The sequence below is a fragment of the Geothrix limicola genome, assembly GCF_030268085.1.
Classification (GTDB): Bacteria; Acidobacteriota; Holophagae; order Holophagales; family Holophagaceae; genus Geothrix; species Geothrix limicola.
Genome location: NZ_BSDE01000008.1, coordinates 87,063 through 100,284, shown reverse-complemented (window position 1 = coordinate 100,284; position 13,222 = coordinate 87,063). Strand labels below are relative to the sequence as shown.

Here is a 13,222-nt window from a genome sequence, read left to right as displayed (position 1 = left end):
CATGCCGCAGCCCTACCATGCCCCGCCGCGAGCCAGCTTCCTCCAGAAGCTGGGCCCAGGCGGGGCGGCCTCTTTGGGCCTGGGGATCCTGTCCTTCCTGGGGCTGGCGGGCCTTCCCTGGCTGATCCGCCTCCGCCAGGTGCTGCGCGGCACCCGCGGTGACGCGCCGCAGTCCGCCGATGCCATCCTCGTGCTGGGCCGGCGCCTGGAAGAGGACCGGCTCACGCCCGTATTCGAGGCCCGGCTTGCCCACGCCGAGTCCCTTTGGCGGCGTGGGCTCGCGTCGCGCATCCTCGTGGCGGGGGGCACCACCGGCACCGCGAACCGCAGCGAAGCCGAGGCGGGTCGGGACTGGCTGTTGGGGCGAGGCGTCCCTGACACGGCGATCCTGCTCGAAGACCGCAGTCAGCACACGCTGGAAAACCTCTTCAACGTCCGCGCCACCCTGCGGGACGAGGGGTGGAGGACCCTGCTGGTGGTCTCGGATCCCCTCCACCTCGCCCGCGCCAAGGCCACGGCCCAGGGCCTGGATCTGTCCGTCCGTTGCAGCCCGGCCCTGGAGGCGCCCCCCAGGCGCGGCAGCCTGTCCTGGTGGCGGCGTGCCGCGGCGGAAGCCTTCCTCCTTCACTGGTACCACACGGGCATGCTCTACAGCCGACTGATCCGGAGTCGCCGTCAACTGGAGCGCGTGACCTAGCCTGAGTTCATCTCCGACGTCCGGGCAGCCGAAAGGAAGGGGCTGGAGGACGGTTTGCGGGATCAGCGACTCCTCAAACGCTATGCGAGGCGCCTGACCTCGGGTACGGCCTCGCTCGAGCAGCTGACACGGGCCATCCACACCCTGCTGCAAGCCGGGGAAACGGGGGATCCCTTCTTCCTGTCGAAGAGCCTGGAACTGCTGGCGGACAGCCTGGAGGCTTCCCAAACGGCCCTGGTGATGGTGTCGGGGGCCGCGGCGGAGATCCGGTGGTGGCACCCCGAGCGACCCGAGGAACCGGCGCCCGTCCCCATCGCCGCCTTCTGCGAGTGGCTGCTGGTGAACCCGGAACGCATGCTCGTGATCCGGGACATGGCGACGGGACCTCATGTGAAGGAGCTGGGTGATCCCTCGGCCATTCCCCACCGGGCCGCCCTCGCCTGCGCCCTCCGGCACGGCGAGGGCGTCCGGGCCCTGCTCTTCGCCTACTTCGACCGGCCGAAGGCCTTCAGCCGCACCGAGTTCGCCCTTCTGGAAGCGGTGGCCGGCTTCATGGGGCGGGTGCTCGAAATCGAGGATCTGAAACAGTCCCTGAACCGTCTGGAGGACGCGCTGGCCATCACCCAGGCCGTGATGGAGGACAGCTCCATCCGCGATCCCGAGACGGACCTGCCGAATCTCCGCTACCTCGACATCTGGGAGAAGGCCATGCTGGGCTCCGAACACCGGCCCGAAAGCTTGGTTGTCGCCGACTGCCAGGTGCAGATGAAGGGACGCAAGGACGTGGCGCGGATCCACAGGGTGCTGGAGGGCGTGCGGGGCGGGGACCTGGTGGTGCAGGCCGGCCCGGGGCGCTTCCGGTTCATCTTCCAGCACACGCCCCGCAGCCTCGCCCACATCCAGCTGCTGCGCCTGCGCACGCAGCTGGATGGGGCTCCCATGGGCGCCACGCTCTGGTTGCCGGGTCCTGAAGGTCTGCGGCTGGAATCCTGCCAGGGACGGCTGGACGCGGCCCTGGCTGAAAGCCGCGCCATGAGCCAGCCGGCCCTCGTCTGGCACCTGCCAGAGGGTGTGGCGGTGGAACCGCCACATCAGGTTCGCGCGGCACAGCCGCCGGCCCCCCGACGCTGGGAGCCGCCCGTCCTGCGCAAGCCCTGAATGTCGCGTTCGATCGAGGGCTGCCAGACTGGAAGAATCATGACCGGCCACCTCATCCTCGTCCCCACGCCCATCGGCAATCTCGGCGACCTCACGGACCGCGCGAAGGAGGCCCTCGCCGAGGCCGACCTGGTGGCCTGCGAGGACACGCGCCGCACGGGGGGGCTGCTCAAGCACCTGGGGATCGACAAGCCGCTGCTGCGCTTCGATGATCATGCGGGCGCCGCCGCTTTCGAGCGCCTGGGCCTGGAGCTGATGTCGGGGCGCACCGTGGCCTACTGCAGCGATGCGGGCATGCCCGGCATCAACGATCCCGGCTTCGAGATCGCGCGGGCCGCGCGGGCCGCGGGCTCCAAGGTCACGGTGCTGCCCGGTGCCTCTGCGGTGCTGCTGGCCGTGGTGGCCTCGGGCCTGCCCAGCCACGCCTTCAGCTTCTGGGGCTACCTGCCCAACCGCAGCGAGCCGCGGCGCACGATGCTGAAGAAGCTCGGCGCCGAGGAGGAAACGGTGGTCGTCTTCGAAACGCCCCACCGCATCCACGAAACCTTGTCCGATCTGGAAGAGCTGCTGCCGGACCGCGAGATCGCCCTGGGCCGCGAGCTGACGAAGCTGCACGAGACCTGGTACCGCGGCACACCCGCCCAGGTGAAGGTCCAGCTCGGCCGCGAGGATCGCGGGGAGATGGTGCTGGTGCTGGCGGGAGCCGCCGCCAAACGGCTGGTGACCGAGGTGGATCCCGCCTTCGACGGCCAGGAGCTGCCGGACTGGGCCAAGGCCTTCCTCGCCGCCGCGCGGGAAGGCGGCATGACCCAGCGCGAAGCCGTGAAGCCCCTGGCCAAGCACCTGGGCATGTCCGCCTCGGAGATCTACCGGCTGGCCTCGGATATCTGAATCTCTGCTTACCTGGTCGGTCCTTCCCTCAGAGCCGTCGGTATCGGTTTGGCAGAAAACGTGTGTCATTTGTCCTTGCTGCCATCGGTTGGCATCGCGATCCTGCTTTCATGCCGACGCGGTCCACTCCCCACAAGGTCCCGAGGGCCCGCTCCGTGGCGCGGGGGCCCCGCCGCATCGCCATGCTGGCCTTCCCCGAGGTGCAGGTGCTGGACGTGATGGGGCCCCTGGAGGTGTTCTCCCGCACCTCCCGCTGGCTGGTGGATCAGGGCCGGGCCAAGCAGCCCGTCTACACCGTCGAAATCATCGGCCTCAAGCACGGTGCCTTCCTCACCTCCTCGGGGCTGCGCCTCCACGCCGATCACGCCTTCGCCGAGGTGGGCGGCGGACTCGACACCTTGCTTGTCGCCGGGGGCGTCGGCGTAGCCAAGGTCCGCACCCAGCGGCCCCTGCTGGCCTGGATCCGCGCCCAGGCCGGGAAGGTGCGCCGACTGGCCTCCATCTGCACGGGGGCCTTCCTCCTGGCTGAAGCCGGACTGCTCAAGGGGCGGCGCGGCACGACCCATTGGAACCACTGCGAAGCCTTCGCACGGGCCTACCCGGACGTGGCGCTCGAGCCGGACACGATTTTCGTGAAGGACGGTTCCATCTACACGTCGGGCGGCGTCACGGCGGGCATGGACCTGGCTCTGGCCCTGGTGGAGGAGGATCACGGCCGCGAGGTGGCCCTGGCCGTGGCCCGGGAGCTGGTGATGTTCCTGAAGCGCCCCGGCGGCCAGGCCCAGTTCAGCGCCCAGCTGTCCGTGCAGCTGGCAGAACAGGAGCCTCTGCGGGACCTCCAGGCCTACATCCAGGACCATCCCTCGGCGGACCTTTCCGTGGAACGGCTGGCCCGCCGCGTGGGCATGAGCCCGCGCAACTTCGCCCGCCGCTTCACCGAGGAGGTGGGCCAGACGCCCGCGCGCTTCGTCGCGTCGGTGCGCGTGGAAACCGCGCGCCGCCTGCTGGAGGAGAGCAGCGAAACGCTCGAATGGATCTGCGAGGCCAGCGGCCTCGGCACCCCCGAATCCATGCGCCGGGCCTTCCTCCGCACCCTCGGTATCCCGCCGGGCCAGTACCGGGCGCGCTTCCAAAGCACCTGAACCGGGCCCGGCTTCCAGCAACCCCCTTTTCGGAGTTCCCCGTGAACCTCGCCTCCGGCCTGCGCGCCAGCCTCGTCGCCCTCTGCTGCCTGCTCGCCTCCTGGCCCCTGGCCGCCCAGGGTCAGTCCGCCGCCCCCAAGGGCTGGGCCTGCCCCCCCTGCGACCTTCCCTGCGACGCCGTCGTGCACGATAAGGCTGGGGTTTGCCACGGCTGCGGCATGGCCCTCGTTCAGGCGCCGAAGAAGGTGGCGATCCTGATCTTCGATGGCGTCGAGATCATCGACTACACGGGCCCCTACGAGATGTTCGGGGCCGCGGGTTTCCAGGTCTTCACCGTGGCCGCCACCAGGCATCCCGTGAAGACCGCCATGGGCATGGTGGTGGTGCCAGCCTACACCTTCGCGGATGCGCCCAGGGCGGACGTGCTGGTGATCCCCGGCGGCGGCGTGAACGTGGCCAGTGCTCACGCGGACACCCTCCGCTACATCAAGGACACCGCGGCCCAGGCCCAGCACACGCTCTCCGTGTGCAACGGCGCCTTCATCCTGGCTCAGACGGGCCTGCTCGACGGGCTCACGGCCACCACCACCCGGGGCAACCTCCAGGGCCTGGCCAAGCGCCATCCCAAGGTCAAGGTCGTGGGGGATCGCCGCTACGTCGACAACGGCAAGATCATCACGGCCGCCGGGCTTTCCGCAGGCATCGATGGGGCCCTGCACGTGATCGAAAGGCTGATGGGTGCCGAGGCGGCCACCCAGGTGGCGACCTACGAGGAATACGCCTGGAAGGCGGGAAGCGAGCCGGGCCGTTAGGCATCCGTCTACATGATTCGGCCGCGGACGTATGCATCGCCCGCGGCCGGAACATCGGAACGATTTACTTCTGCTCGGGCGTCGAGGCGCCCACCAGATCTTCGGCGGCGCGGGCGAGGTAGGTTTCCAGCAGGTTGGGCACCTGATTGGGCGTGAGGGGGCCGTGCACCTCATCGCCGATCATCACGACGGGGGCCAGGCCGCAGGTGCCGACGCAGCGGGTGCTTTCGAGGCTGAAGATGCCGTCCTTGCTCGTTTCGCCGAAACGGATGCCCAGTTCTTCCGTCAATTTCTGCGCGACCTTCTCGGCGCCCTTCACGTAGCAGGCGGTGCCGAGGCAGACGTTGATGAGGTACTTGCCGCGGGGCTGCAGGCGGAAGTAGTGGTAGAAGGTGGCGACGCCGGTGACCTTGGCGAGGGGCACCTGCATGAGCTGGGCGACGGCTTCCAGATGTCCGGGGCCCAAGTGGCCGAAATGGCCCTGCACCATGTGGAGCGTCGCGATGAGCATGCTTTCGCTGTGCTCCTTCTCGCGGTTCGCGTCGATGAAGGCGAGGACATCCTCGGGCAGCATGGTGCGGTAGCCGCGTTCGAGGTCTTCCCAGTTGTCGGTCTGGCAGTGGCAGCATTCGCTCATCGGATCCCCCGGGGTGTGCGGGCGGTGTAGTGCGTGTGGAGCAGTTCGTGCGAGGTGTGGCCCAGCGGCTCGCCGAGGAAGTCGGCGTAGAGTTTCTGGATCTCCGGATTGTCGTGGCTGCAGCGGATGGCCTTGGCGGAATCAATGTCATAGAGCGCCTTGGCGCGGGAGGCCCGCAGCTTGCGGTCCAGCGTGTAGGTGCCCATGGGCGGGTAGGGCTGGCCGCCGCCGCAGATGCAGCCTCCGGGGCAGGCCATGATCTCGATGAGGTGGTAGTCCTTCTCGCCGCGCTTCACGGCGTCGAGCAGGATCTTGGCGTTCTGCAGGCCGTCGGCCACCGCCACGTTGAGGGTCTTGCCGGCGAGGGTGACGGAAGCCTCGCGGATCTCGCCGTTGGCGCTGCGGACCATGGTGAGGTCGAGGTTGCCGAGGTTCTGCCCGGTGAGCTTGAAGGCCGCCGTGCGGAGCGCGGCCTCCATGACGCCGCCGGTGGCGCCGAAGATGTCCGCCGCGCCGCTGGAGGCGCCCAGGGGATGGTCGAATTCGCCGTCGGGCAGCTTGTGGAAGTCGATGCCGTAGGACTTGATCATCTGCGCCAGTTCGCGGGTCGTGATGACCGCGTCCGTGGTGGGCATGCCGTCGATGGTGTGCTCGGGGCGCGCGGCCTCGAACTTCTTGGCCACGCAGGGCATGACCGAGACCACGTAGATGTCCTTGGGGTCGATGCCCTTCTGCTTGGCGTAGAAGGTCTTGATGAGGGTCGACTGCATCTGCATGGGGCTCTTGCAGGTCGACATGTGGGGGATCATCTCGGGGTAGAACTTCTCCAGGAAGCTCACCCAGCCGGGGCTGCAGGAGGTCAGCAGGGGCAGGGGCCCGCCGTTCTCGAGGCGGTGCAGCAGCTCGTGGGCCTCTTCCATGATGGTGAGGTCGGCGCTGAAGTTGACGTCGAGGACGGCGTCGAAGCCCATGCGGCGCAGGGCCGTGATCATCTTCCCCGTGGTGGGGGTGCCGATGGGAAGGCCGAAGGCCTCGCCCAGGGCCGCGCGGATGGCGGGCGCGGTAGTGACCACCACATGCTTTTCGGATCGCTTGTATCCGAGCGCCTTCCAGACGCGCTCGGTGTGATCCTGCTCAAGGAAGGCCGCCGTGGGGCATACGCTGACGCACTGGCCGCACTGGATGCAGGCGCTTTCGTCCATGGGCACGAGGTTGGCCGGGCCCACCACCGTGTTGAAGCCGCGGCCGTGCTGGCTGAGGTTGAAGACGCCCTGGACTTCGCCGCAGACGCGGATGCAGCGACCGCAGAGGATGCACTTCTCGGCGTTGCGCACCACGGAGGCGCCGCTGTCGTCGATGGGGAACTGCTTGCGCTTGCCCTCGAAGTGGCGCTCGCGCACGCCCATGCGGTACGAAAGGTTCTGCAGCTCGCAGTGGCCGTCGCGGTCGCAGGTCTGGCAATCCTTCGGGTGGTTGTCGAGGAGCAGTTCCACGATGTCACGGCGGGCCTGGCGGATCATGGGGCTGTTGGTCTGGACCTCCATGCCCTCCCAGGCCTTGGTGGCGCATGAGGCCAGGCCGTGGTCGAAGCCCTCCACGGCCACCACGCAGACGCGGCAGTTGCCTTCGAGGCTGAGGTCGGGGTGGTAGCAGAGGCGCGGAATGTGGATGCCGATCTGCTCGGCCGCGTCCATCACGGTGGTGCCTTCAGGCACCAGGATGGACTCGCCGTCGATCTTGAGGTTGATCATCTGGGACATGGCGGACTCCTAGACCCGATCGATGGCGGCGAACTTGCAGACGTCGAAACAGTTCCCGCACTTCACGCAGGCCTCCTGGTCGATCACGTGGGCTTCCTTGCGGGCGCCGGTGATGCATTCCACGGGGCAGTTGCGGGCGCAGATGGTGCAGCCGATGCACTTCTCCGCGTTGATCTCGTAGCGGATCAGGGCCACGCACTTCTTCGCCGGACAATGCTTGTCATGGATGTGGGCGAGGAACTCCTCGCGGAAATGCTTGAGGCTGGAGAGCACCGGGTTGGGCGCGGCGCGGCCCAGGCCGCAGAGGCTGGTGCGCTGGCAGAGTCGTGAGAGGCGGTGGAGCTTGTCGAGGTCCTCCGGCTCGCCCTTGCCCTGGGTGATGCGTTCGAGAATTTCGAGGATGCGCGTCGTGCCCTCACGGCAAGGCGTGCACTTGCCGCAGCTCTCCTCCTGGCTGAAGGCCATGTAGAACTTGGCGATGTCGACCATGCAGTCGTCCTCGCTCAGCACGATCATGCCGCCCGAACCCATGATGGAGCCGGCCTTCTGCAGGGGCTCGAAATCCACTTCCATGTCCTGCATGGCTGCGGGGATGAAGCCGCCCGCGGGGCCGCCGGTCTGGATGGCCTTGAGTTTCTTGCCGCCCGATACCCCGCCACCGATGTCGTTCACCACCCGCGAAAGCGTGGTGCCCAGGGGAACTTCCACGAGGCCCGTGTGCTTGACCTTGCCGGCCAGCGCGAAGACCTTGGTGCCGCCGCTCTTCTCGGTGCCGATGCGGGCGTACCAGTCGCCGCTGTAGCGCAGGATGGCCGAGATGTTGGCGAAGGTCTCCACGTTGTTGATGCAGGTGGGATGACCCCAGAGGCCGCGATCCGTGGGATAGGGCGGGCGCACCTTGGGCTGGCCGCGCTCGCCTTCGATGGAACGGATGAGGGCCGTTTCCTCGCCGCAGACGAAGGCGCCCGCGCCGAGCCGGATCTCCATGTCGAAGTCGAAGCCCGAGCCCATGATGTTCTGGCCGAGCAGGCCGTTGGCGCGGCAGACGTCGATGGCGTGCTGAATGCGCTTGATGGCGAGCGGGTACTCGGCGCGGATGTAGAAGAAGCCCTTCTGCGCGCCGATGGAGAAGCCGCCGATGATCATCCCTTCGACGATGTTGAAGGGATCGCTTTCCAGCATGGAGCGGTCCATGAAGGCGCCGGGATCGCCTTCATCGCCGTTGCAGATGATGAACCGGGTCGTGTCGGCCTGCTTGCGGGCCAGGGCCCACTTGGCGCCGGTAGTGAAACCGCCGCCGCCGCGGCCCCGCAGGCGGGCCTTGGTGAGTTCGTTGATCACCCATTCGGGATCGCGCCGGGCCAGCACATCGGTCAGGGCCTTGAAGCCATCGCAGCCGATGTACTCGTCCAGGCTTTCGGGATCCACCACGCCGGCATTGCGCAGGGCGATGCGGCTCTGGCGGTTGAAGAAGGAGACGTCGCCGTAGCGCTCGAGGAATTCGAGGGCGATGGGCTCTTCCTTGGCCTTCAGCCGCTCCACCACCTGGCCCGCGAGGACGTGGCCTTCGACGAGGGCCACCAGGTCCTCGTCGCTCGACAACCGGTAGAGCACCTTCTCTGGGCGGGCGAGGACAAAGGTGGCCGGCTCGCCCCCGGAGATGCCGCAGGCGCCGAAGCAGCTGGCGGCGCCTACGCGCACCCGGTGGGGCTCGATGCCACGGGCCTCCAGCAGGGCGCTGAAGCGGTCCCGCAGGCTGGGGCCGGAGCGCTGGCAGCGGGCGCCTTCGCAGAAGAGGAATTCGCGCTCGGGCAGCGTCTCGCCGTCATGGTCGAGGATGTGCTTCACCACGGGCGTGCTGTTCTGGATGTGCTCGGTGAAGATGCGGTGCACCAGATCGCGGTTCACGCGCTCGTATTTCACGGGGATCAAGCCCGGAACGTGGATGCCGACGATGGGCTCGCGTGAGCAGCGTCCTGTGCAGCCGGTGCGGTGGATGACGATGTCCTTCCGTCCCGAGGCGCGGATGTGGCGGGCGAATTCCTCTTCGACCGTCTGGGAGCCCGCGGCATGTTCGCAGGTCGCCGATCCCACCTGGATCAGGATCTTGTCGTCGAGACCTCGCTCGGCGAGGGTCTGTCCAACGCGGTCCGCCATGGACCGGTAGAAATCGCGTACGGGAAGAGACATGGGATCTCCTACCCGCCGGGGGATCCGGGCGGGTTCAAAGATGTGTCAGCGTGCGGGCTACTGATATTTCACCGCGCGACCGGACACGAGGCTGCAAGAGGAGTTTGCTCATTGAAGACCAATCGGTCAGTGATGGAAATCACTTGCAATCAAATTTTTACAGTCTGCTTTAAGACGCCCTCCGGGTCCTTTGGCGAGGCTTCTCCCGAGGGAGCGGATGCGCCCTTCGAGACATCCCTGGCAGGCCAAGGCCGTTTCGTTGATACAGGCTTTTCCCGGGTAGATTTCGTAGCGCGCGCGGTACGACACGGGCGTCACGTTGGGCATGACGACGTTGGCGCCGCGCATAAGGGCGAGTTCGCGGCCCTGCGCGCGGTCGAGCGTGGCGAGGGCGGTCGTGCTGGGGATGTTGGCCTCGGGGCAGACGAGCCGCGTGAGGGCCACGACCTTCAGTGTGGTGAGTTCGTCGTTGGGCACCTGGGCCTCGGGCGGCGCGAAGAAGGCCTCGGCCTCGGGGCGGCCCAGCGGGGTGCGCGGGCTCGGCAGGAAGGGGCCCACGCCGATCATGTCCATATCGAACTCGCGGAAGCGGAGGATGTCGCCGGCCAGCGTGTCCCAGGTCTGACCCGGGATGCCGACCATCACGCCGGTGCCGATCTCGTAGCCCATGTCGCGCATGCGCGCGAGCTGCGCGAAGCGGTCGCTCAGGGTGCCCGGCAGGCTGGGGTGGATGCGCCGGTAGAGGACCGGATCGCTGGTCTCGAAGCGCAGCAGGTAGCGGTCGGCCCCTGCCTCGCGCCAGGCCTGGAGATCCGCGTCGCTGCGCTCGCCGAGCGAGAGCGTAACGGCGAGCGGCGTGTCGCGCTTGATGGCGCGAACCACTTCGGTGATGAAATCCTGCGTGAGGCCGGGATCCTCGCCGCCCTGGAGCACGACACTGCCGTAGCCCAGCCGGACGGCCTCTCGCGCGCATTCGAGGATTTCACCGGCGTTCATGCGGTAGCGCTCCAACCCTTCGGAGGGGGCGCGCAGGCCGCAGTAGAGGCAGTGGCGGATGCAGTGGCTGGAGACTTCGATGAGGCCGCGGAGATGCACCTCGTCGCCCACCTGCGCGCGGCGCACCGCGTCGGCACAGGCCCAGAGTTCGTTCAGGCTCGCGGGATCGGTCTCCTGCAGCCAGGCCTTCAGGCCGGGCTGGTCGAGGCTGGCTGCGAGGCGGAGATCAGGCGCGGCAGGCATGGAGGAACCCCTCGACTTCGGGGAAGGGTCGCAGAGCCCGGTCGAAGATGCCGAAGGAATAGGCAATGGCCAGCCCGTAGTTGGTGATGGGCACGCCCGCGGCTTCGCAGCGGTGGATGCGGGACAGCATCTCGCGCCGGTTGCCCATGCAGTTGCCGCAGTGCACCACCAGCTTGTAGGGCGAGAGGTCGCTCGGGAAGTCGCGGCCCTGGATGGTGTCAAAGTGCAGGGGGGCGCCGACCTTCTCGTTCAGCCAGCGGGGCAGCTTCACGCGGCCGATGTCTTCTTCGGTGGGGTGGTGGGTGCAGCCTTCAGCCACGAGCACGCGGTCTCCGCCGCGCAGGTTCTCGATGGCGAGGGTGCCGCGCACCTGGGCCGCCAGATCACCCTGGAAGCGGCTCATGAGGATGCTGAAGGAGGTCATGGGCACGGCGTCCGGCACATCTCGCGCCACCGATTGGAAGGCCTGGGAATCCGTGACGACGAGGGCCGGATTCCCCTTCAGGGCGGAGAGGGCCTGGGGCAGCTCCCGGGCCTGCACGACGAGGGCCAGCCCTGCGCCATCCAGCACGTCGCGCACGGCCATGACCTGGGGCAGGATGAGCCGGCCCTTGGGCGCCGACGAATCGATGGGCATGACGAGCACGGCGACCTCGCCGGGCGGCACCAGGTCGGAGATCAGGTGGCGCGAATCGAAATGACCTTCGGGCGCGGCGCGCAGGAGGGCCTCCCGCAGGCGGTCGATGCCCTGCCCATGCAGGGCTGAGACGGCGATGACGGGGGTGCCGTCCATGTTCTGGAGGACGGTGGCTGGGAGATCGCGTGGCGAGGCGAGGTCCGACTTGTTCAGGGCGACGACGGTGGGGATGCGGCGCGCCGAAAGTTCGGCGAGCAGGCCCGCTTCGAAGGGGCCCCAGACACCCGATTCCGCCACCAGGATGCCGAGATCCACGCGGTCGAGCACGGCCCGGGAGCGGCTCATGCGCGCCGCGCCCAGGGCGCCTTCGTCATCGAGACCCGCCGTGTCCACGAAGAGTACGGGGCCCAGGGGGAGCAGCTCCATGGGCTTCTCCACGGGGTCCGTGGTGGTGCCGGCCTCGGGCGAGACGATGGACACCTGCTGGCGCGTGAGGGCGTTCAGCAGTGAGGACTTGCCCACGTTGCGCCGGCCGAAGAGGCCGATGTGAAGGCGGATGCTGCGGGGGGCGGGCTGCATCTCAGCAGAACACATCGCGCTCTCCTTCCTTCACGAGGGCGACCATGCTTTCCGCGAGCACGCGGGCGCGGCCGTCCATGTCCTTCAGGCTGTCCGCCAACAGCCGCTCGGCGGCCCGGCGGGTCTCGGGGCTGGCGTGATCCTCGATGAACTCCTGCAGGGTGGAGAGGGCGTTGGGATGGCAGTGGGCCTTGATCTCGCCGGGCTTGGCCAGGTCCATGAAATCGGCGCCAGTCCGGCCCATGCGGTAGCAGCTCGTGCAGAAGCTCGGGATGAAGCCGCTTTCGGCGAGGTCGCGCACCACTTCGTCCAGGCTGCGGTGGTCGCCCAGGGAGAACTGGGCGCCGCCGTCGGAGGCCTCCTCTTCGTAGCCGCCGGGGTTCGTGCGGCTGCCGGCGCTGATCTGGCTGATGCCCAGATTGAGGGCTTCGCGTCGGACTTCGGGGCGTTCGCGGGTGCTGAGGATGAGGCCCGTGTAGGGCACGGCCAGACGCAGGATGGCGATGATCTTGGAGAAGTCCTCGTCGGTCACGGCGTGGGGCGGCGCTTCGCTGGTGGCGGAGCCCTCGGCGGGCTCGATGCGAGGCACGCTGATGGTGTGCGGACCGCAGCCGAAGCGCTCTTCGAGGTGGCGGGCGTGGTGCATGATGGCCAGCAGTTCGAAGCGCCAGTCGTAGAGGCCGAAGAGCGCGCCGATGCCCACGTCATCGATGCCGGCGAGCATGGCCCGGTCCATGCAGCCCAGGCGCCAGTCGAAGTCCGACTTGAGGCCGCGGACGTGCATCCGGCTGTAGGTCTCGCGGTGGTAGCTCTCCTGGAAGACCTGGTAGGTGCCGATCTCCACGTCCTTCAGGCGACGGAAGTCATCCACGTCCAGGGGCGCGATGTTCACGTTCACGCGGCGGATGTTCTCGCTGCCGAGGCGCGTCTTGTAGACGGTCTGGATGGCCTTGAGGATGTAGTCGAGGCCTTCTTTCGGATAGGCCTCGCCCGCCACGAGCACCACGCGCTTGTGGCCCTGGGAGAGCAGGCAGGTCACCTCTGCGGCGATCTCCTCCTGGCTCAGGGCGCGGCGCTTGAGCTCGCGGTTCGTGGCGCGGAAGGCGCAGTAGAGGCATTCGTTGGCACAGAGGTTCGAGACGTAGAGCGGCGCGAACATCACGATGCGGTTGCCGTAGATCTGATCCTTCACCCAGCGGGCGGTGTCGAACAGTTCGTGCAGCAGCTGCGGATCCTGAATGGCCATGAGGGGCGGGAGATCGCCATCGTCCAGACCCTTCATGGCCCGGGCCTTGGTGAGGATCTCGCGGATCAGCGCGGGATCGTCGATCGGTGCCGCATCGAGCGCCGAGCGGATGGACGCCTCGTCCAGGGGAAAGGATTCGGATGGGCCATGCATGGAAAGAACCTCCGCGGGGGAGTACCGCAGGCAAAACATAACCCTCGTGTCCTCTTTAGGCCACCCCCACCGGACGGACCT

At 67.9% G+C, this 13,222-nt stretch carries 11 protein-coding genes; 5 read left to right on the top strand and 6 right to left on the bottom strand.

Translation table 11 applies throughout. The annotated features are described in order from the left end of the window. The first annotated feature begins 1 nt into the window (after window position 1). The 5 genes from QSJ34_RS16790 (at window position 2) to QSJ34_RS16770 (ending at window position 4,700) form a co-directional block, all read left to right on the top strand. Entirely contained in the window at window positions 2-697 is a 696-nt protein-coding gene (locus tag QSJ34_RS16790) for a YdcF family protein (protein ID WP_285577473.1), read from the top strand. Between the two features lie 54 nt (window positions 698-751). After that, the gene (locus tag QSJ34_RS16785; RefSeq protein WP_285577471.1) at window positions 752-1,855 is read left to right on the top strand and encodes a GAF domain-containing protein; all 1,104 of its coding nucleotides are present in this window, start codon (window positions 752-754) and stop codon (window positions 1,853-1,855) included. Between the two features lie 39 nt (window positions 1,856-1,894). Then, window positions 1,895-2,746: a 16S rRNA (cytidine(1402)-2'-O)-methyltransferase gene (rsmI, locus tag QSJ34_RS16780; RefSeq protein ID WP_285577470.1), complete on the top strand. Its 852-nt coding sequence runs from the start codon at window positions 1,895-1,897 to the stop codon at window positions 2,744-2,746. A 110-nt stretch (window positions 2,747-2,856) separates the two neighbouring features. Next, window positions 2,857-3,888 (top strand): GlxA family transcriptional regulator, encoded by a 1,032-nt coding sequence (locus QSJ34_RS16775; RefSeq protein ID WP_285577469.1) that lies wholly within the window; start codon window positions 2,857-2,859, stop codon window positions 3,886-3,888. A 41-nt stretch (window positions 3,889-3,929) separates the two neighbouring features. Further along, on the top strand, window positions 3,930-4,700 hold the full coding sequence (locus tag QSJ34_RS16770) for a DJ-1/PfpI family protein (protein WP_285577468.1): 771 nt from the start codon (window positions 3,930-3,932) through the stop codon (window positions 4,698-4,700). Between the two features lie 64 nt (window positions 4,701-4,764). Here QSJ34_RS16770 and nuoE read toward each other — a convergent pair whose 3' ends face one another. The 6 genes from nuoE to hydG form a co-directional block, all read right to left on the bottom strand. Beyond that, window positions 4,765-5,337 (bottom strand): NADH-quinone oxidoreductase subunit NuoE, encoded by a 573-nt coding sequence (gene nuoE, locus QSJ34_RS16765; RefSeq protein WP_285577465.1) that lies wholly within the window; start codon window positions 5,335-5,337, stop codon window positions 4,765-4,767. After that, entirely contained in the window at window positions 5,334-7,097 is a 1,764-nt protein-coding gene (locus tag QSJ34_RS16760; RefSeq protein WP_285577464.1) for an NADH-dependent [FeFe] hydrogenase, group A6, read from the bottom strand. Before QSJ34_RS16760 ends, nuoE begins: the two co-directional genes overlap by 4 nt. Window positions 7,098-7,106: 9 nt before the next feature. Further along, the gene (locus QSJ34_RS16755; RefSeq protein ID WP_285577463.1) at window positions 7,107-9,287 is read right to left on the bottom strand and encodes an NADH-ubiquinone oxidoreductase-F iron-sulfur binding region domain-containing protein; all 2,181 of its coding nucleotides are present in this window, start codon (window positions 9,285-9,287) and stop codon (window positions 7,107-7,109) included. Between the two features lie 126 nt (window positions 9,288-9,413). After that, window positions 9,414-10,526 (bottom strand): [FeFe] hydrogenase H-cluster radical SAM maturase HydE, encoded by a 1,113-nt coding sequence (gene hydE, locus QSJ34_RS16750; protein ID WP_285577461.1) that lies wholly within the window; start codon window positions 10,524-10,526, stop codon window positions 9,414-9,416. Further along, on the bottom strand, window positions 10,510-11,742 hold the full coding sequence (gene hydF / locus QSJ34_RS16745) for a [FeFe] hydrogenase H-cluster maturation GTPase HydF (RefSeq protein WP_420798872.1): 1,233 nt from the start codon (window positions 11,740-11,742) through the stop codon (window positions 10,510-10,512). Before hydF ends, hydE begins: the two co-directional genes overlap by 17 nt. 1 nt (window position 11,743) lies before the next feature. After that, window positions 11,744-13,141 (bottom strand): [FeFe] hydrogenase H-cluster radical SAM maturase HydG, encoded by a 1,398-nt coding sequence (gene hydG / locus QSJ34_RS16740; protein WP_285577455.1) that lies wholly within the window; start codon window positions 13,139-13,141, stop codon window positions 11,744-11,746. Between the last annotated feature and the right edge of the window lie 81 nt (window positions 13,142-13,222).